This window comes from Streptomyces antioxidans (assembly GCF_000968685.2).
Taxonomy (GTDB): domain Bacteria; phylum Actinomycetota; class Actinomycetes; order Streptomycetales; family Streptomycetaceae; genus Streptomyces; species Streptomyces antioxidans.
The window spans coordinates 356,067-374,881 of record NZ_LAKD02000001.1 but is presented as its reverse complement, the minus strand read 5'-3'; the positions used below and the strand labels follow the sequence as shown (position 1 = coordinate 374,881).

The window sequence follows — 18,815 nt, the reverse complement described above, 5'->3', positions numbered from 1 at the left end:
TGAACCACACTGCACCACACCACTGACAATCGGCCGCCCGTCAGCGAATGCGCAGGTCAGAGCGATTGTCAGTGGGTGCCCGTACCGTCGCAGACATGAATCCGCAGGGGGAACGCTGGACGGCGGAGCAGGTGCTGGCCCTGGCACCTGACGCCGCGTCGCGCACGGCGGGCGGCAAGCTCGCCGCGCACGGCACATGGTCGGGCGCGGGCGCGCACGGGCAGGCGGTGTGGGGGCTGTGCTCGGGCAGCGGCAGCAAGCCGTACCAGACGGTGGTCGATCTGAACGGGCCCGGTTATCGGTGCAGTTGCCCGAGCCGGAAATTCCCGTGCAAGCACGCGCTGGGTCTGCTGCTGTTGTGGACATCAGGCGAGGGGGGCGTGCCCGCGGGCGGGGAGCCGCCGGAGTGGGCCGAGCAGTGGCTCGGCGACCGGCGGGAGCGGGCCGGAAAGCTCGCCGCCGGGGCCCGGGATGGGGGCCCGGGCCCCGGCGGCGGGACGGGGGACGCCGCGGGGAAAGGGGGGAGCGGAGCCGCGGCCGATCCTGAGGCGGCGCGCCGCCGCGCCGAGCGGCGGGCCGAGCGGATCGCCGCGGGCGCCACGGAGTTGGAGCGGCGGCTCGCCGATCTGCTCCGCGACGGCCTGGCCTCCGCCGACCGCGCCGGGTACGGGGCGTGGGACGAGACGGCCGCGCGGATGATCGACGCCCAGGCGCCGGGTCTGGAGGCGCGGGTGCGTGAGCTGGCGGCGATTCCGTCGTCCGGTCCGGGGTGGCCCGCCAGGCTGCTGGAGGAGTGCGCGCTGGCCCACCTGCTCAACCAGGGCTTTCTTCAGCTGGACCGGCTCCCGGAGCAGCTGGCCGCCACCACGCGCACCCGCGTGGGCCTCACGACGCCGGTGGCCGAGCTGCTGGCCACGGAGGAGGCGATCCGGGACCGCTGGCTGGTCCTGGGCCGCCAGGACGGCACGGACGGCAGGCTGACCACGCGCCGGATCTGGCTGCGGGGCGAGCGTACGCACCGTATGGCGCTGCTGCTCTCGTTCAGTACCCCCGGCCAGTCGCCCGAGCTCGCGCTGCCCACCGGCCTGGTGCTCGACGCGGACCTCGCGTATTACCCGGCGGCCCGGCCGCTGCGCGCCACGATCGGCGCCCGGCACGGGGAGGCGGCGGGGGCCGCGCCTCCCCCGGCGCCTCCGGCCGCTGAGGGGTGCGAGGGGTCCGGGGTCCCCGAGGGGTGCGATGTAGAGACCGCGCTGGCGGCCTACGGAGCGGCGCTCGGGGAGGATCCATGGCTGGACGGCTGGCCGGTGGTGCTCGCCGATGTGGTGCCGGTCCCGGGGGACGACGGATGGCAGCTGGCGGATGGGCGGAGCGGTTCGGCCCTGCCCGTCGATCCGCGCTGCGCGGGGCGCACCGATCTATGGCGGCTGATGGCGATATCCGGCGGTGGCCCGGTCACCGTCTTCGGTGAGTGCGGCCACCGCGGCTTCTCCCCCATCACCACCTGGGACCCGACCCCCGTTTCGCTCATCGGCACGGCAGCGCAGGGAGGCACCCGTTGACCAGTACGACGCCCGTCGCGTCCGCCACGTCTAGCGCGTCCAGCGCGCCCACCACGGCCAAGGCGACCACAGCGCACACCGCAGCCAGCGCGCCCAGCGCGTCCGCCACATCCAGTGTGTCCAGCGCGTCTTGGGACGATCTTGTTGCGGCCGCGCTGCTCGGCACGGAGCGGCGCACCCCGCCCGTCGCGCCGCGCCCCGGACAGGACACGCCGTCCGCCCTGCTGGACGCCGCCGCGCTCAGCACGGTGCGGCGGCGGGCCGGACTGCGGCCCGCACCCGCCCGGCCGGGGCCGGACCGTGCGCCCGAGGATCCGCGACCGGCGCTGCCCATGGCCGCCCACAGCAGGCTGGCGCTGCTGCTCGCCGACCGTTCGGCGCCGGGGCGCGGCGGTTCGCGCTCCGCGCCCGATCTCGCCGAGCTGCTGCCGCAGTGGCTCGCGCTGGCCAATCACCACGGCTATCGCGTGCCCGACGCGCTGCTTCCCGCGCTGCTCGACGCGGCCCGCGCCCGCACTGATCTACGGGCCGAGGCGCTGACGCTCGGCGGGCCGCGTGCGCTGTGGCTGGCCCTGCTCAACCCGGACTGGAAGTTCGCGCTGCGGGGCGCGGCGGGCCGGGCGTCCGCATCGCTTCCGGAGCCGCCCGAGGCCACCGCCCCACCGGACGAGGAACAGCGGCTGTGGGAGGAGGGGTTGTTCGCCGAGCGGGTGTCGCTGCTGGCGGCGGCCCGCCACCGCGACCCGGCGGCGGGGCTGGCGCTGCTCGGCGGCACGTGGTCGACCGAGCGGGCCGAGGACCGGCTGATGTTCCTGGACTCGCTGCGCGACGATCTCTCCCCGTCCGATGAGCCGTTCCTCGAACAGGCGCTGTCCGACCGCAGCCGGAACGTCCGGGCGACCGCCGCCGAACTGCTCTCCGCCCTGCCCGGCTCGGCGCTCGCCGCGCGCATGGCCGAACGGACACGGAGCTGTGTGTCGCTGACCACGGATGGGCCGACCGCCGAGGGGCCGACGGACGATGGGGCGACGGACGGCGGGAGGACCACCGACGGGCTGGTCTCCGACGAACGGACCGCCGCCGTACGGACACCCCGGATAGCCGTCCGCCCGCCGGACGAGTGCGACAGCGGAATGCAGCGCGACGGCATCGTGCCCAAGCCTCCCTCCGGCCGGGGGGAACGGTCCTGGTGGCTGGGCCAGTTGGTGGAGGCGACCCCGCTGGACCGCTGGACCGAGTGGTTCGGCGGACGCGGGCCCGCCGTGATCGTGGCGCTGCCCGTCGCGGACGGCTGGCAGGCGGATCTGCACGCGGCCTTGTGCCGGGCCGCGGTGCGGCAGCGCAGCGCCGAGTGGTGCCGCGCGCTGCTCGGCACTCCGGCGGTCGCACCGGTCACCGCCGGGGATGCGGCCCCCGCCGCCTGGCGCGACCCGGCGAAGCTGCTCGCCGCGCTGCCCTCGCGGGAACGGGCGGAGTGGGTCGCCGAGTTCATCGCGTCCCATGGCCTGTCCGACGCCTTCCGGCTGCTCGGGGTGTGCGCGGTGCCCTGGGCCGAGCCGCTGGGCCGGGCCGTCGTCGACGCCCTGGACATCGCCCGCGACGCGGGCAGCTACCCCTGGAGCTTCAGCGGAATCATGGGCCTGGCCGAGCGCTGCCTGGACCCGGCCCAGGCGGACCGCCTCGAAGCGCTGACGGCTATACCGGACGAGAGAGAGGGAGCGGCCCCGGGAGCCGGGGGCTATTGGGCGGAGGCGTTCCAACGCCTGGTGGGCACGCTCCGGCTGCGAGAAGCGATGCGGGCAGAGCTCGACCCGACCTGACGTGGTCCGCCTCCGGTTGCCTCGCCGCGCCGCCTCCGGCTGCCCCGGACCGTCACCCAGCAGATGGTGGGGCGCCCTGGCCTCAGGCCCCCGTGCCCCGGCTCCGGGACCGGTCGCACTCCGGAATCCGGTCATGTCAGGGGCCCCGAGGGCTCAGGCCTGGCTCTGTCCCCCCCCGGGGGGAGTGATTTCGATCGCCCCCAAGGCAGGAGCAGCCCGACAGACCCCGAGACGAGAGCGGTCAGACGGACACCGGAGCGAGAGGCAGCACGATGGGCCCTGGGCGCGAGGCAGCGCGACAAGCCCCGGAACGAAAGCAGCGCCACAGGCCCCAGGGTGGAGGCAGCGCGACAAGCCCCAGGGCGGAGGCGGTGGGGTGGGTCAGGCGGCTACTGGGCGGACGTTTTTACGGACCCAGTCGACGATGGCCGTCGTGGTCGCGCCCGGGGTGAAGATCTCGGCGACGCCCTGCTCCTTGAGCGGGGGGATGTCCGCCTCGGGGATGATCCCGCCGCCGAAGACCTTGATGTCCTCCGCGTCGCGCTCCCGCAGCAGCTCCAGCACCTTGGCGAACAGGGTCATATGGGCACCGGACAGGATGGACAGCCCGATCGCGTCGGCATCCTCCTGGATCGCGGTGTCGACGATCTGCTCGGGGGTCTGGTGGAGCCCGGTGTAGATGACTTCCATGCCCGCGTCGCGCAGTGCCCGCGCGATCACCTTCGCACCGCGGTCATGGCCGTCCAGCCCCGGCTTGGCCACCACCACACGGATCGGACCGGTCACACCCATCGCAGCCTCCAAGCCGTCGCACCCTCGCCCACATCGATGTGAACGAACGTTATCCCCAGCATCCCCTACCCGGCAGTTTCGCGGCGCGCAGCGAGGGGGAAATCACACGTGGGACACGTTCACTGAAGGCCGCACCCGTACCCGCATCCGCATCCGCGCACAGCCGCGCATCGCACACCGCGCATCACGCATGACACATCACGCATCCGCCGCGCGGATGCCGCATGCGCTCGGGTCGACCACATCAGGGGAGCCGCAGCGGGGACCGTCGCACCGCGCAGCGCCGCCGCGGGCCGCATGGCGCCGCGGTGCGACGGGCGGTCCTGCGCCATCACGACCAAAGCGAACGGCTGCCCATGAGGACATTCGGGGGGAGCCTCCAGCCGCCTCTCGTGCGCCGCATCGCGGGAGGTCGGCCGTCATGGGCCTCATATACAGCCAGACCAGCCAGGACAGTCAGAACGTCCACAACACCCGGCACCTCCGGGCCATCGCCCTCGACCTGGCGCTGCTCGCCGGGCATCTGCTGCTCTACCCGACCGGGCTCCGCCAGGAGCGCCCACCGGGCGCGGCGCCATGCCTCCCGACGGAGGCGTACGGCCCGGCCCATCGGCCCGTTCTGCTACTCCACGGCTTCATCGACAACCGGTCCGTCTTCCTCCCCCTTCGCCGCTCGCTCGGCCGCCACGGCCGTCAGCACATCGAGGCGCTCAACTACTCGCCACTGCTGTGCGACCTCCGCACCGCCGCCGCGCTACTCGGCCGCCATGTCGAAGAGGTCTGCGCCCGTACCGGCCATGACCAAGTGGATGTCATCGGGCACAACCTGGGCGGTCTGATCGCCCGTTACTACGTCCAGCGTCTCGGCGGGGACGCCCGCGTCCACACCTTGGTGACGCTCGGCACCCCGCACAGCGGCACGCGCATCGCGCCCCTGTTGTCCGCACATCCACTCGCGCGTCAGATGTGCCCGGACTCCCCGGTGATAACGGAGTTGCGGCGGCCTGCCCCCGATTGCGGTACGCGATTCATCGCTTTCTGGAGCGATGTGGATCAGTTGATGATCCCGAAGGAGACGGCCCGAATGGACCATCCGGATGTGATCTCCCACAACATCCGCGTCAACGGATTCGGACATCTCGCCCTGGCGGTGCATTTCTCCGTGGCCGCCCAAGTCCACGAGGCGCTGGACGCCGCCGTCGAGGCTCCAACAGACGTCCCCAACGCGGTTCCCGACGGTTCAGAAGCCTCGGAATTGCCGAACGTCAATCGAACATCCGGCCAAGGAAGCACGTACAGTCAGCCGAAAGACGACCAAATGCCCTTTGTTGAGATGCCCAAAACTCACGGAAGATTGTCGCTGCCGCGTACCGCCGGGTACAGTCGCCGCTAATTCTCCTGCAGCCGAGGCGAAAGAGAAGTGGTGGTGAACGACCGTCACCCGTCGGGGGCCCCTCCGACCGTCCCCGCTCCCGACGCCTCGTATCCGTACGACGCGGCTTACGGTCAGCGGCAGGACACAGCGCACGGCTACGTCGGGTACGACGGCTACGACGGGTACTCCACCGGCCACTTCGCCCATCTGGCCACCGCCTACGGGGACGGCGATCCGCTCTACGGCGACAGCGACCCGCTCTTCGGCGCGCTGCCGGGCGCGTACGACGCCGGGCAGGCCGCCTACACCGGTCAGTACGACGCCTCGCAGTGGGCCGCGGTCGACCAGCACCAGCAGACCGGGGCGTACGCCACCGGCCACTACGACCTGGGCCACGACACGGGTCACCACGACACCGGCCACTACGACACGGCCCATTACGACTCCGGCGCCTACGACACCACCGCGATGTGGGCCGCCTCCGGCTATCACCTGCCGACCGGTATCCCCACCCAGCAGGACGCCGAAACCGGGGCCCAGTGGGACATCGGCGCCTGGGACACGGGCGCCACCGGCCACACCGAGCTGCCGGATCAGTGGGACCACGGGATGGGGTACGAGGCCGAGGCGTACACCTCGGGCGTGGACACCGGTCAGACCCAGGTCTGGGACACCTCCGTCTACGGGACCGTGCACGAGGCCCAGTACGACCACTCGGGGCTGAGTCATCCGGGGTTCGACCAGCAAGGGTTTAACCAGCAGGGGTTTGACCAGCAGGGGGTCGACCACCACTCCGGCTTCAATCAAGCAGGGCTCGACCAGCCGGAGCACGACCCCAACGCCTATGACCAGACCGCCGCGTTCGAGCAGGCCGTCATCCCTCAGCAGCCCGGGGCGTTCGAGCACACCGCGGTCTTCGAGCCGGTCGGCGAGCCCGAGCAGTCCTACGAACCTGACCAGTCGTATGAGCCCGAGCAGTCCTACGACGCCGACCAGTCGTATCACCCCGCCCCCGAAGCGGAACCTGAACCCGAGGCGGCGGTCATGCGGGAATCCGCCCCCTCCCCTCGCCGGGAGGTGAGCCGCGGCCGCCGCCGTCCCCCCTCGTCCCGCCCCAAGCGCTCCGCGCTCCTCACCGTCGCCGTCCCCTCCGTCTGCGCCCTGGGCGTGACCGCCGTGGCCGCCGCCTCGGTCAGTGGTGTGGGGAGCGACAAGAAGGACGAGTCCACCACGCAGGCCGCCCCCGAGAACGGGGGCGCCCCCGTGAAGCCCTCCGTCGCCAACAGCAAACTGGACTCCCAGCTCGCCGGGGTCCGGGAGGGCGCCGACGACTTCCGCGACCGCACCAGCCGCGCCCAGGAGCGGATCGACCTCCAGGCGCGCCAGGCCGCCGAGAAGAAGCGGAAGGAGGCCGAGGCGGCGCGGAAGGAGGCGCTGCGCCCGAAGTTCGCGGTGCCCGTCTCCCAGCACGGCCTGAGCGCCATGTTCGGCCAGGCCGGTATCAACTGGATGTCGGTGCACACCGGCATCGACTTCCCGGTGAGCTACGGGACACCCGTGATGGCCGCCACCGATGGCACCGTAAGGACGCAGTGGAACGATGCCTACGGCAATATGGTCATTCTGACCAGCCCGGACGGCACCGAGACCTGGTACTGCCACCTCAGCAGCGCCAAGATCCGCTCCGGGACCGTCAAGGCCGGGGACACCATCGCGTACTCCGGGAGCTCCGGTAACTCCACCGGCCCGCATCTGCACTTCGAGGTCCACCCCGGCGGCGGCTCGGCCATCGACCCGCTGCCCTGGCTGCGCGGCAAGGGCCTCGACCCGACCTGACCCGACCCGGGGCCACCGCCGCGGCGCGCCACCGGCACGCCGCGCGCCGCCTTTACGGCCTATCCCCCCGCTACAGCTTCTCCACCGGTGCGTACCGCAGCAGCAGCCGCTTCGGCTTCTCGCCGCCGAAGTCGATCGTCGCCTCCGCGTTGTCCCCGCTGCCCTTGACCGCCACCACCGTGCCGAGCCCGAACGAGTCATGGGTGACCCGGTCGCCGATGGTCAGGGCGACCACCGGGCGCTCCTTGGCCCGCCGGGTGGCGAACCCGCCGCCCCCGGTGCGCGAACGCGACGTCGAAGGACCGGACGACAGCCCCGACGGCGGGGTCGAGGCGATACCGCCCATGGACGCCGACGGGGTGGCGGGCCCGGTGCGCCGCCACCGCACATACTGGTCCGGGATCTCCTCCAGGAAGCGGGACGGCGGGTTGTACGCGGGCTGTCCCCAGGCGCTGCGCATCGTCGAGCGGGTCAGATAGAGCCGCTCGCGGGCCCGGGTGATCCCGACGTAGGCCAGCCGCCGCTCCTCCTCAAGCTCCTTGGTCTGGCCGAGGGCCCGCATATGCGGGAAGACGCCGTCCTCCATGCCGCTGAGGAAGACGACCGGGAACTCCAGGCCCTTCGCGGTGTGCAGGGTCATCAGCGTGATCACGCCGGAGCCGTCGGTGTCCTCGTCGGGGATCTGGTCGGAGTCGGCGACGAGCGCGACCTGTTCCAGGAAGTCGGCGAGGGTGCCGGGGTTCTCCTCGCCGCGGTCCTGCTCGAACTCCAGGGCCACGGCGGCGAGCTCCTGGAGGTTCTCGATCCGGGTCTCGTCCTGCGGATCGGTGGACGCCTGGAGCTCGGCCAGATAGCCGGTGCGCTCCAGCACCGCCTCCAGGACGGTGGCCGGGCCCGCCCCGGACTCCACGATGGTGTGCAGCTCCTCCATGAGCGCGTTGAACCGCTTGACGGCGTTGGCCGAGCGGGCCGCCATGCCGTACGCCTCGTCGACCCGGCGCAGCGCCTGCGGGAAGGTGATCTTCTCGCGCAGCGACAGCGCGTCGATCATGGCCTCCGCGCGCTCCCCGATGCCGCGCTTGGGCACGTTGAGGATCCGGCGGAGCGGGACGGAGTCCTCGGGGTTGGCCAGCACCCGCAGATACGCGAGGACGTCCCGGACCTCCTTGCGCTCGTAGAAGCGCACACCGCCGACGACCTTGTACGGCAGCCCGACGCGGATGAAGACCTCTTCGAAGACACGGGACTGGGCGTTGGTGCGGTAGAAGACCGCCACGTCCCCGGCCTTGGCGTCGCCCGCGTCCGTCAGCCGGTCGATCTCCTCGGCGACGAACTGGGCCTCGTCGTGCTCGGTGTCGGCCACATAGCCGGTGATCTCGGATCCGGCGCCGGCGTCCGTCCACAGGTTCTTCGGGCGGCGGTTCTCATTGCGCTCGATGACCGCGTTGGCCGCGCTCAGGATGGTCTGGGTGGAGCGGTAGTTCCGCTCGAGGAGGATCGTCCGCGCGGTGGGGTAGTCCTCCTCGAACTGGAGGATGTTACGGATCGTGGCGCCGCGGAAGGCGTAGATCGACTGGTCGGCGTCGCCCACCACGCACAGCTCGGCGGCCGTGGTCTCCTCGGTGTCGGTGCCCACCAGCTCGCGCACGAGTGTGTACTGCGCGTGGTTGGTGTCCTGGTACTCGTCCACCAGGACGTGCCGGAAGCGGCGGCGGTAGTGCTCGGCGACGTCCGGGAACGCCTGGAGCAGATTGACCGTGGTCATGATGATGTCGTCGAAGTCCAGCGCATTGGCCTCGCGCAGCCGCGCCTGGTACATCACATACGCCTCGGCCAGCGTCTTCTCGAAGCCGTCCGCCGCCTGCCCCGCGAAGGTCTCCTGGTCGATCAGCTCGTTCTTCAGGTTGGAGATCTTGGCGCTGAAGGACTTCGGCGGGAACCGCTTGGGGTCGAGATCCAGATCCCGGCAGACCAGCGACATCAGCCGCTTGGAGTCGGCCGCGTCATAGATCGAGAACGACGAGGTGAAGCCCAGCTTCTTCGACTCCCGGCGCAGGATGCGGACACAGGCGCTGTGGAAGGTGGACACCCACATGGCGTTGGCCCGCGGGCCGACGAGCTCTTCGACGCGCTCCTTCATCTCGCCCGCCGCCTTGTTGGTGAAGGTGATGGCGAGGATCTGGCCGGGGTGGGTGCCACGGGCGCCGAGCAGATAGGCGATGCGGTGGGTGAGCACCCGGGTCTTGCCGGAGCCGGCGCCCGCGACGATCAGCAGCGGCGAGCCGGTGTGCTCCACGGCGGCCCTCTGCTGCTCGTTCAACCCCTCGAGCAGGGCGGACGGGTCCACGGCGGGCCGGGCCGCGCCGTCCCGGTAGTGGGCCTCCCGGGGCACGGGCGCGTCGAAATCGCCGCTGAAGAGGTGGTGCGGCACGTCCTCGGCGCCCCCGTGGCCGGGGTGCGCCGATTCCTCGGGCGGCGGTGGCCGCTCCTCGTCCGAGGGAGGCCCGAGGTCCGCCAGGAAGCTGTCGTCAAAGAGGCTGCTCATCGCTCCCCGAGTCTAGGCCGCCCCACTGACAGCCGGGGTCCGATGACGGCCAAGCGCCCAACATCACGAAATGGTTTCTGACAAAACGGTCACCAGTCTTCACAGGAGCCCCACGTGTTGGCTACCGTCCTGCGTCAGGCGGCCCGGAAGATCCGTCGGCGAACCACGTCGGCACGGGCGGCCTCCGCCGAGTCCAGTACGCCGTGAGGCGCCCGGAGCCGGGGACCCACCCTCCTGGCCCCCCTGGGGGTGGAGGGGCCCTCGCAACACCGGGGTGAATCGGCCCGACCGATGTGGTGCGCCAGTGCCGCCCGGACACGGCCGTAGGGCAACCTTCCGAAACGCCCGAACCCGACAGCTAACCCGGTAGGCGGTCCACGGAAGGAGTCGCCTCCCTTGGCGTCGCACCGCAAGCCGCGGAGCCGAATACCCGCCCCGCTCACCGGTCACAGCCGCCGTACGGCCGTCGGGTTCACCACGGCCGCCCTCGCGTCCGTCACCCTGCTCTCCCAGTCGGCCAACGCCGCGCCCGCCGATCCCAAGCCGGCCGCCCAGTCGATCGAGAAGGTGAAGGAGAAGGTCGACACCCTCTACCACCAGGCGGAGACCGCCACCCAGCGCTACAACGCCGCCAAGGAGCGCACCGAACAGCAGCGGGGCAAGGTCGACAAGCTGCTGGACTCCGTCGCCCAGCGCACCGAGAAGCTGAACGAGGCGCGGCGCACGCTCGGCACCTACGCCGCGGCCCAGTACCGCGACGGCGGGATGGCCCGCTCCGCCGCGACCCTGCTGTTCTCCAACGATCCGCAGGACGTCTTCGACCAGTCGCATCTGATGGACCGGATGACCGGCCGGCAGAAGCAGGCCGTGGACGACTTCCAGACCCAGCGGACGAAGGCCGCCAAGGAGCGCGGTAAGGCCGCCGAGAGCCTCGCCTCGCTGACCGCGTCGCAGAAGCAGCTGAAGGTGCAGAAGAAGACCGTCCAGGACAAGCTGACCGAGGCACGGCGGCTGCTGGCGAATCTGACCGCCAAGGAGAAGGCCCGGCTGGCGGCGATCGAGAAGAAGAAGGCGGAGGAGGCCCGCCGTAAGGCCGCCGCGCTGGCCGAGAAGCAGCGGCAGGAGGCGGCCGCGCGCAAGAAGCAGCAGGAGCAGAACGGAGACAGCGGCTCCGGCTCGACGGCGCCCTCTGCCCCGGCCAATAGCTCCAAGGCGGCCCAGGCCATCGCCTTCGCCAAGGCGCAGCTGGGCAAGCCGTACGTCTGGGGTGCGACCGGGCCCAGCTCCTTCGACTGCTCGGGGCTGACACAGGCGGCCTGGAAGTCCGCCGGGATCTCGCTGCCGCGCACCACCTGGGACCAGGTGAAGGCCGGTACGCGGGTCTCGACGTCGCAACTCCAGCCGGGCGATCTCGTCTTCTTCTACGACGACATCAGCCATGTCGGCCTCTACATCGGCGACGGGATGATGATCCACGCGCCCAAGCCGGGCGATGTGGTGAAGAAGGCGCCGATCACGGAGATGCCGATCTACGGGAGCGTGCGGCCCTCGTAAGCGCCCGCTCCCTGGTCTTGACGCGCCGCTGCCCCGGGCTGGGCCCGGGGCAGCGGCGCGTCAGTGGCTCAGCGGCTCACGTGCCGGGCTTGCGCCCGTAGACGTACACGTCGTCGCCGTTCTTCAGCAGGCTCCAGTACTTCTTGGCCTCGCCCTTGCGCATGTTGACGCAGCCGTGGGAGCCGGGCGGGGACCATACGCTGCCAGCGATCGAATGAAACGCCTGGCCGCCGTCGAAGAACTGGCTGTAGGGCATGGCGACCTTGTAGAGCGTCGACCAGTGGTTGATGTTCCGCCAGTAGATCTTCTTCAGCCCGGTGCGGGTCTCGAAGCCGTCCCGCCCTGACCGCACCGGCACCGGTCCGTAGACCAGCCGGGAGCCGTCCTGGACCCAGCTCAGCTGCCGGGTGAGGTCCACGCAGGCGATACGGCCCTTGTTGGTCGGGCACTTCTTCGCCGCGTTCGGGTTGTGCCCGGCGGCCTTCTGGGCGCCGATGAGGCTCATCACGCCGGAGGTGATCGGGCCCGCGTAGCCGATCGTCGGACTGATGCCGTGGTCGATCTGGAACTTCTGGATCGCCAGACAGTCCGCCCGCGACTGCCGCCCGTCCACGGGACGGCCAAGGAACCGCTCGGCCTGCCTCTGGTACGGCCCCGTGGTGGTCGTGCACGACGACGCGGCCATCCGCACCGGTGTCACCGCTCCGGCCGACCGGCCCAGCGGCCGCGCCTGGGCCTGTGCCGGGCCGGCGACGGCGACCGCGAGCGGCACCGCCATCCCCGCCAGCCCCAGCGCGACGCCCACGCGCCGCCCATGACTTCTGACTGCCCCCACTACCCCCATTGGCCACTCCTCTCGACTGCCTCGCTCTTCACTAAGACAGCTCGCGAGTGCAAACGGTTGCCTCGGGATTGTGTCGCGATTGTCTTGGGATTACCCCCAGAACATTCGTTCGTCAGGTCCACAGCACGGCGATGAAGATGTTTGCCGTTGTCAAGGCACCCACCGCGCCGAAGGCGGCCGACTCTACCTTCTCCTCATCGCGCTTCACATAGACCAGGCCGAGGATCACGACCAATAGCGCCAGCTTTACACCGATTTTGACGTTATTGACGCTGTTGTCGTCCGCCTGGTTGAGCCCGACCAGCGCCACACCGGTCACCAGCATGGTCAGCGCACCGTGCAGCATCGCCGGGGTCATCCGGGCCTCGCCCGCGCGCGCGGCCTTGAGCTGCGAGAAGAAGCCACCGAGCAGCGCGCCGATGCCGACGATGTGGAGGCCGACGAACACATGAATGAGTACGTCCATGGCTCCGGAGACTAGCCGCGCGCATATCATCGCCCGGCACTCGGGTGGGCGCCTATCGCCGCTTCGATCACGGCCGCCCCACACTCCCGACCACCCCACTCGCCGGGCGATCAGCAGCCGTCATGGGCTCGACCAAAACCGTGCACTCCCGTTCATTCCCCCGCATGACCCCCGCTTTCCGGCCTAGCTTCCTCCTTCAGGTGGCAGTCCGCCTCCCGTCAACCGAGGGTCCCCGCCTCATGGCGGACTGCCATCGAATGTTCCGCATTGCCCACACTGGATTGCCCAAGAAAGACCAGGTGAACAGCCGCAGTGGCGTCGCACAGGAAGCCCAAGCAGCGCTCGCTCACCAGCAGCACCGCCCGCGGCACCGCCCGCGCGGCCGCGCTCCTCGCCCTCACCGGCGCCGGGTCCGCCACCCTCCTCGACGGCACCGGGCACGCCGAGAACCGCCTCAGCCCCGCTCAGGTGAAGGCGAGGGTCGATGAGTACCAGCGGGCGGCCGAGGAGGCCACCGAGCAGTACAACGGCGCGCGGGAGAAGGCCGACAAGACCCGCCGGACGCTGGAGGCGCTGCGCGACCAGGCCGCCCGCCGCGCCGCCAGGCTCAACACCGCGCGCAACGCCCTCGGGGCCTTCGCCACCGCCCAGTACCGCTCGGGGACGATCGCCCCGGCCCTCCAACTCGCCCTGTCCTCCTCCCCCGACCAGTACCTGCGGCGCGCCTCGCTCGCCGAGCGCGCGGGGAGCCGCCAGGCCGCCCTGATCGCCGCGATCGGCCGTCAGGACCGGAAATTACGCCAGGTCCGCGGCGAGGCAGCCGACCGCCTCGCCGCTCTGCGCACCTCCCAGACGACGGCCGCCCACCACAAGCGGACCGTCCAGGAGAAGCTCGCCGCCGCCGACCGCCTCCTCGACCGGCTGACCCTCGAGCAGCGGCAGCGCCTGCTGGCAGCACGGGACGGCGACAAGGCCACCGGCTCCGTCCCCGCCACGGGCCGCGCCGCCCGAGCCGTCTCCTACGCGTACGCGGCCCTCGGCAAGCCGTACGTATGGGGCGCCACCGGTCCCCACGGCTACGACTGCTCGGGGCTCACCCAGGCCGCCTGGCGCGCCGCCGGGGTCGCCCTGCCCCGCACCACCTACACCCAGATCAACGCCGGACGGCGCGTCACCCGCGACCAACTGGCCCCCGGCGACCTGGTCTTCTTCTACTCCGGCATCAGCCATGTCGGCCTCTACATCGGCGGCGGCCGCATGATCCACGCCCCGCGTCCCGGGGCCCCGGTCCGGATGGCCGCCGTGGGGGACATGCCCTTCGCGGGGGCGGCCCGCCCGGCGTAGCGGTCCCCAGGCCGAGGTCACCTCAGCCGGGGAACCTCAAGCCGGGGAACCTCAACCTGGGACCTCAACCTGGGGGACCTTGACCTGGGGACCTCGACCTGGGGCCTCGGGGGCAGACTGGCCGCATGTCACACGATGCCGACGTCCGCGCCCACCCCTCCGTCGTGCTGTCGGGGTACGGCCCGGTGGGGCGGGCCTACGCCGAGCGGCTGATCGGCGGCGCGCTGCCGCTCCGGCTCGCCGCCGTGCGCACCAGCGCGGCGGAGGGGCTGCCGCCGGAGCCGCGCAGCGGCTGGGGCCCGCTGCCGTCGCTCGCCGAGACCCTGGAGCGTACGGGGGCGGTGGTGCTGGCCCAGGCCGTGCCGTCGTCCCCTGCGGTGCGCGAACAGGCCGCCGCCGACGCGCTGTCGGCCCTGCGGCGAGGCGTCCATGTGGTGACCGCCGCCAAGAGCCATCTGCTCAGCCACTGGGGCGAGTTGGAGCGGGCGGCGGCCGAGGGCGGCAGCCGCGTCCGGATCTCGGGCGCCACCGGAGCCGCCCTCCCCACGGCCGACCTCGCGCGGATCGGCGTACGGGGCCTCGGCTGCCGTACGCTGCGCGCCTGCCCGAATGGCACCGCCACCTTCGTCCTGGACCGGCTGGCGGACGGCGACGCGCTGCCCGGCGCGGTCGCGGAGGCTCAGCGGCGCGGTATCGCCGAGGCCGACCCGGCGGCCGACCTCTCCGGGGCCGACGCGGCCGTGAAGGTGCGGCTGTTGGCGGCTCTGCTGTGGGGATGGGACGCGACGGCCGTAAGGACGGAGGCGGGACCGGGGATCGACGCCGGGACGGCGGAGGCGGCCCGTACGGCTGCCGCGCGGGGCCGCCGTCTGCGGTCGGTCGCGACCGCGACCGCAGATGAACCGCTCGTCGTCCGCGTCGCGTTGGAGGAGACGGGACCGGGCGACCCCCTGTACGCCCTCAGGGGCCCCGAGAAGGCCGCCGTCTACGGCTGCCCCGACGCGGGCGACATCACGGTCAGCGGCGGCCGCTCCAGCCCCCTGGGCGCGGCGCTCGCGATGGTCAAGGACACGCTGGATGTGACGGTTCCCGCGGGTTCCGGGTTCGCCTGAGCGGCGATCTGTCGGCGGGGTGCGGGAGGTGACGTCGCACTGTCGGCGGAGTGCGGGGCGTGACGGCGCTCTGTCGGCGGGGCGTCGGTGGCGACCGTAAGGCTGATACGCGTTCAGCGTGAGCCCCATTGGGGCCCCGCCCCGCCCCGACGAACGCGAGGAGCCCCTACATGCCTTCCGCAGCTCCGGCCGAATCCCCGTCCGAGCGATGGGATGTCCACGGCCTGCCACGGGCCGGAGGAAAGACCTTTCTGGTGACCGGAGGCAACGCGGGGATCGGGTACTTCGTCGCCGAACAGCTCGCCGGTACGGGAGCCAGCGTCGTCCTCGGCAGCCGGGACCCGGGCAGGGCGAGCGCCGCCGTGGCCTCGATCCGCTCCCGGGTCCCCGGCGCCCGGGTGCGTCATGTCCGGCTGGACCTCGCCGATCTCGCCTCGCTCAAAGACTCCGCGGAAGCGCTGGGATCGGACCGTCTGGACGCCGTGGTCCACAACGCCGGGGTGAAGTTCGACCGGCCAACCCGCCAGGAGACCGGGGACGGCCATGAGGCGATGTTCGGCGTCAACCACCTGGGGCACTTCGCGCTGACCCACTGGCTGGCACCGCTGCTCACGGCCGCCCCCGAGGGCCGCGTCATCACCACGGGCAGTTTCGCGGCCACCTCCGAGCGACTGGACCTGGACGACCTTGAGAGCACCCGGGACTACGAGCCCGAGCGCACCTATGGGCGCTCGAAACTGGCCCAGATGCTCTTCGGTTTCGAACTCGACCGACGGCTGAAGGCGGTCGGCAGCACGGTGCGGAGCGTGGTCACCCATCCCGGCGGCGCGCTCGACTCCCTCACCCCCTCCCGCCCGCCCCTGCGCGTCCGCACCCCCGGCACACGGCTGCGGGGTCTGCCCGCCGGGATCCTGCTCCAGGGGAAGGACGCGGGCGCCTGGTCCGCCGTACGAGCGGTACTCGACCCGTCCATCAGCGGCGGCGAACTGTGGGCCCCCGCCACTTCGCCCTCCGCGGCGCCCCACGCCGCCGCCCGGTCCGAGGTCACCTGGCCGACCCGGAGGTCGCGGCCCGCCTGTGGTCGGCGAGCCGCGACCTGACGGGGCTCGACCCACGGTTCGGCCCGGTGTGAGCCAAGGCGATGTGTCCGGAGGCCGGTCTCAGCTCCGGCCGCCGCCGTCCACCCGAGGGCACGCCCGTCCCGCGAGATGCTGACCGGGCTGGCCCGCGCCCTGCGGCTGGGCGACACCGAGCGCGATCATCTGCACACGCCGCGGCCGGAACCTCGTCCGCCGCGCCTTCCTCGGGCCGCGCGGGACGGGCGGCGGCTGTACGGGGTGTCGGACACGGACGGGTACGGCTGCCGTCGGGTCGTCGGCACGCGGCGCATCGGGGTGCCGGGCTGAGGCTCAGACCAGGCGGCGGGCCGCCGCCCAGCGGGTCAGCTCATGGCGGTTGGAGAGCTGGAGCTTGCGGAGCACCGCCGAGACATGGCTCTCGACCGTCTTCACCGAGATGAACAGCTGCTTGGCGATCTCCTTATAGGCGTAGCCGCGCGCGATCAGGCGCAGCACCTCGCGCTCGCGCTGGGTGAGCCGGTCCAGGTCCTCGTCCACGGGCGGAGCGTCGGTGGAGGCGAAGGCGTCGAGAACGAAACCGGCCAGGCGCGGGGAGAAGACCGCGTCGCCCTCGGAGACCCGGAAGATCGCGTCGACGAGGTCGGTGCCGGTGATGGTCTTGGTCACATAGCCGCGGGCACCGCCGCGGATGACGCCGATGACGTCCTCAGCGGCGTCCGAGACGGACAGCGCGAGGAAGCGCACCGGGCGCTCCGGGTCGGCCATCAGCGAGGCGCTGCGGCGCAGCACCTCGACGCCGCCCCCGCCGGGGAGGTGGACGTCGAGCAACACGACCTCGGGGCGGGTCGCGGTGATCACGGTCACGGCCTGGTCGACGTCGGCCGCCTCGCCGACCACCTCGACACCGGTCCTGGCCGTCTCCCCGATCTCGGCCTGCACCCCGGTGCGGAACATGCGGTGGTCGTCGACGAGCACGACCCGCACCCGCCGCGCCGCCTCGGCATCGCCTGCCCCGGGGCTACCGGCCCCGGCCGGACCGGGCACGGCCCCCGCCGGACCGGGCACGGCGCCCGGTACGCCCTGCGCCCCGGGGCCGCTCGTCGCGTTCGTACCGCCCGTCGCATCGGTCATGTCGTCGCCGCCCTCTCCATCTCCAGCTCCACTTCCGTGCCCCCGTCCGGCGCGGATCTCAGCCGCGCCGTGCCACCGTTCCGCTGCATCCGGCCGATGATCGATTCGCGTACGCCCATCCGGTCCTCCGGCACCGCGTCCACGTCGAAGCCGGGGCCGCGGTCGCGCACGGAGATGAACACCGTGGCCCCCTCGACCTCGGCGAAGACCTGGACGGCCCCACCGTCGCCACCGTACTTGGCCGCGTTGACCATCGCCTCGCGCGCCGCCTGTATCTGTGCGCCCAGCCTCTCGTCCAGGGGGCAGTCCCCGACCACCACCACCTCGATCGGGACGCCGTGGTGGTCCTCGACCTCCGCCGCCGTCTTCTTCACCGCCTCCGCCAGGGTGTCCGGCTCCTCGGCCTCGTCCTTGCCCGTGCCCTCCGGCCGGTAGAGCCACGCGCGCAGCTCCCGCTCCTGGGCGCGGGCCAGCCGGGCCACCTCCCGGGGGTCCTCCGCGCCGCGCTGGATCAGGGTGAGGGTGTGCAGCACCGAGTCATGGACATGGGCGGCCACCTCCGCCCGCTCCTGCGCGCGGATGCGCATCAGCCGCTCCTCGGAGAGGTCCTGCGTCATCCGCACCACATACGGGCCCACGAGCAGCGCGATGCCGACGAGGACGGCCATGGCCGCCTGCAGCACGGCCCCCAGATGCTTGGCCGAGCCCTGGAGGACGACGATCCCGGACACCCCGGCGGCCACCAGCACCACCCCCGTGGCGCCACGGGCCAGCGGCAGGACCCGCTTGCTGCGGCTGAGCTCGACCCACTGGGCGCGGCGGGCGTTGTCCGCCTGGCGCCAGAAGAGGGCGACTCCCGCGCCGATGAGGAGGAGCGGCCAGATATAGGTGTTGGCGCGGCCCAGGTGGAAGCCCTGGACGAAGATCCCCATGCCGATGAAGAGCGCGACCAGGGCGATGATCTGGCCCCGCTCCGGCCTGCGGGCCAGGATCCGGCGGCGGCCGTCGGGACCCACGGTGGTGAGCGGGCGGCCGGTGGCCGTCTCCACGCCGCCGACGCCGAGCGGGACGATGAACCAGAAGAGCGCGTAGACGAGCGCGCCGAACCCCTCCGCCATGAACAGCGCGATGAAGACGATCCGCACCCAGGAGACCGGCAGCCCGAGATGGCCCGCGAGCCCGCGCGCCACACCGCCGAGGAGGCGGCCTTCGGCACTGCGGTAGAGCTTGCGCGGGGGTGGCTCGGGGGCCGTGGGGGGCACTGCGGCGGTCATGGCTCGATCGTCACACGCCCGGCCGACATCGGGCATCAGGGTCGCCCCTGATCGTTCCCCGACCTGGGGCAGGGGACAGGG

Annotated in this window: 13 protein-coding genes, 2 pseudogenes and 1 riboswitch; of the genes and pseudogenes, 9 read left to right on the top strand and 6 right to left on the bottom strand. The window is 72.1% G+C overall.

Going from position 1 to position 18,815, the window contains the following annotated elements:
* Positions 1-95 precede the first annotated feature (95 nt).
* Positions 96-1,562, top strand: a complete 1,467-nt coding sequence (locus tag VT50_RS01500) for an SWIM zinc finger family protein (protein WP_046085324.1) — start codon at positions 96-98, stop codon at positions 1,560-1,562.
* Complete coding sequence (locus VT50_RS01495) at positions 1,559-3,382, top strand: DUF5691 domain-containing protein (protein WP_046085323.1); 1,824 nt, start codon at positions 1,559-1,561, stop codon at positions 3,380-3,382. Before VT50_RS01500 ends, VT50_RS01495 begins: the two co-directional genes overlap by 4 nt.
* Positions 3,383-3,763: 381 nt before the next feature.
* On the opposite strand, the gene VT50_RS01490 is transcribed toward VT50_RS01495, so the two are convergent.
* Positions 3,764-4,174, bottom strand: a complete 411-nt coding sequence (locus VT50_RS01490; protein ID WP_044573834.1) for a coenzyme B12-dependent isobutyryl CoA mutase small subunit — start codon at positions 4,172-4,174, stop codon at positions 3,764-3,766.
* A 421-nt stretch (positions 4,175-4,595) separates the two neighbouring features.
* On the opposite strand from VT50_RS01490, the pseudogene VT50_RS01485 reads away from it, so the two are divergent.
* Positions 4,596-5,393 (top strand): annotated as a pseudogene (locus tag VT50_RS01485) (esterase/lipase family protein); the annotation flags it as partial.
* 204 nt (positions 5,394-5,597) lie between these two features.
* Complete coding sequence (locus VT50_RS01480; protein WP_053048485.1) at positions 5,598-7,385, top strand: M23 family metallopeptidase; 1,788 nt, start codon at positions 5,598-5,600, stop codon at positions 7,383-7,385.
* Between the two features lie 70 nt (positions 7,386-7,455).
* On the opposite strand, the gene pcrA is transcribed toward VT50_RS01480, so the two are convergent.
* A complete protein-coding gene (pcrA, locus tag VT50_RS01475) occupies positions 7,456-9,930 on the bottom strand; it encodes a DNA helicase PcrA (RefSeq protein ID WP_046085322.1) in 2,475 nt (824 codons plus the stop codon).
* Between the two features lie 175 nt (positions 9,931-10,105).
* Positions 10,106-10,318: riboswitch (cyclic di-AMP (ydaO/yuaA leader) on the top strand.
* 8 nt (positions 10,319-10,326) lie between these two features.
* Between pcrA and VT50_RS01470 the strand changes: the two genes are divergently transcribed.
* Positions 10,327-11,484 carry a C40 family peptidase gene (locus VT50_RS01470; RefSeq protein ID WP_046085321.1) on the top strand — a complete coding sequence of 386 codons (1,158 nt, stop codon included), beginning with the start codon at positions 10,327-10,329 and terminating at the stop codon, positions 11,482-11,484.
* A gap of 76 nt (positions 11,485-11,560) precedes the next feature.
* On the opposite strand, the gene VT50_RS01465 is transcribed toward VT50_RS01470, so the two are convergent.
* Both VT50_RS01465 and VT50_RS01460 read right to left on the bottom strand, forming a co-directional pair.
* The gene (locus VT50_RS01465) at positions 11,561-12,328 is read right to left on the bottom strand and encodes a L,D-transpeptidase (RefSeq protein WP_206269316.1); all 768 of its coding nucleotides are present in this window, start codon (positions 12,326-12,328) and stop codon (positions 11,561-11,563) included.
* Positions 12,329-12,440: 112 nt separating this feature from the next.
* Positions 12,441-12,794, bottom strand: coding sequence for a hypothetical protein (locus VT50_RS01460; protein ID WP_046090728.1), 354 nt, complete (start codon positions 12,792-12,794; stop codon positions 12,441-12,443).
* Between the two features lie 312 nt (positions 12,795-13,106).
* Between VT50_RS01460 and VT50_RS01455 the strand changes: the two genes are divergently transcribed.
* The 4 genes and pseudogenes from VT50_RS01455 (at position 13,107) to VT50_RS01440 (ending at position 16,656) form a co-directional block, all read left to right on the top strand.
* Complete coding sequence (locus VT50_RS01455) at positions 13,107-14,138, top strand: C40 family peptidase (protein WP_046090727.1); 1,032 nt, start codon at positions 13,107-13,109, stop codon at positions 14,136-14,138.
* 125 nt (positions 14,139-14,263) lie between these two features.
* On the top strand, positions 14,264-15,250 hold the full coding sequence (locus VT50_RS01450) for a homoserine dehydrogenase (protein ID WP_046090726.1): 987 nt from the start codon (positions 14,264-14,266) through the stop codon (positions 15,248-15,250).
* A 170-nt stretch (positions 15,251-15,420) separates the two neighbouring features.
* Positions 15,421-16,382, top strand: a pseudogene (locus VT50_RS01445) (SDR family NAD(P)-dependent oxidoreductase).
* A gap of 76 nt (positions 16,383-16,458) precedes the next feature.
* Positions 16,459-16,656 carry a hypothetical protein gene (locus VT50_RS01440; RefSeq protein ID WP_046090725.1) on the top strand — a complete coding sequence of 66 codons (198 nt, stop codon included), beginning with the start codon at positions 16,459-16,461 and terminating at the stop codon, positions 16,654-16,656.
* 3 nt (positions 16,657-16,659) lie between these two features.
* Here VT50_RS01440 and VT50_RS01435 read toward each other — a convergent pair whose 3' ends face one another.
* Together VT50_RS01435 and VT50_RS01430 are read right to left on the bottom strand one after the other, a co-directional pair.
* Entirely contained in the window at positions 16,660-17,460 is an 801-nt protein-coding gene (locus VT50_RS01435) for a LuxR C-terminal-related transcriptional regulator (protein WP_075200583.1), read from the bottom strand.
* Positions 17,457-18,734 (bottom strand): PspC domain-containing protein, encoded by a 1,278-nt coding sequence (locus VT50_RS01430; protein WP_046090724.1) that lies wholly within the window; start codon positions 18,732-18,734, stop codon positions 17,457-17,459. Before VT50_RS01430 ends, VT50_RS01435 begins: the two co-directional genes overlap by 4 nt.
* Positions 18,735-18,815 lie beyond the last annotated feature (81 nt).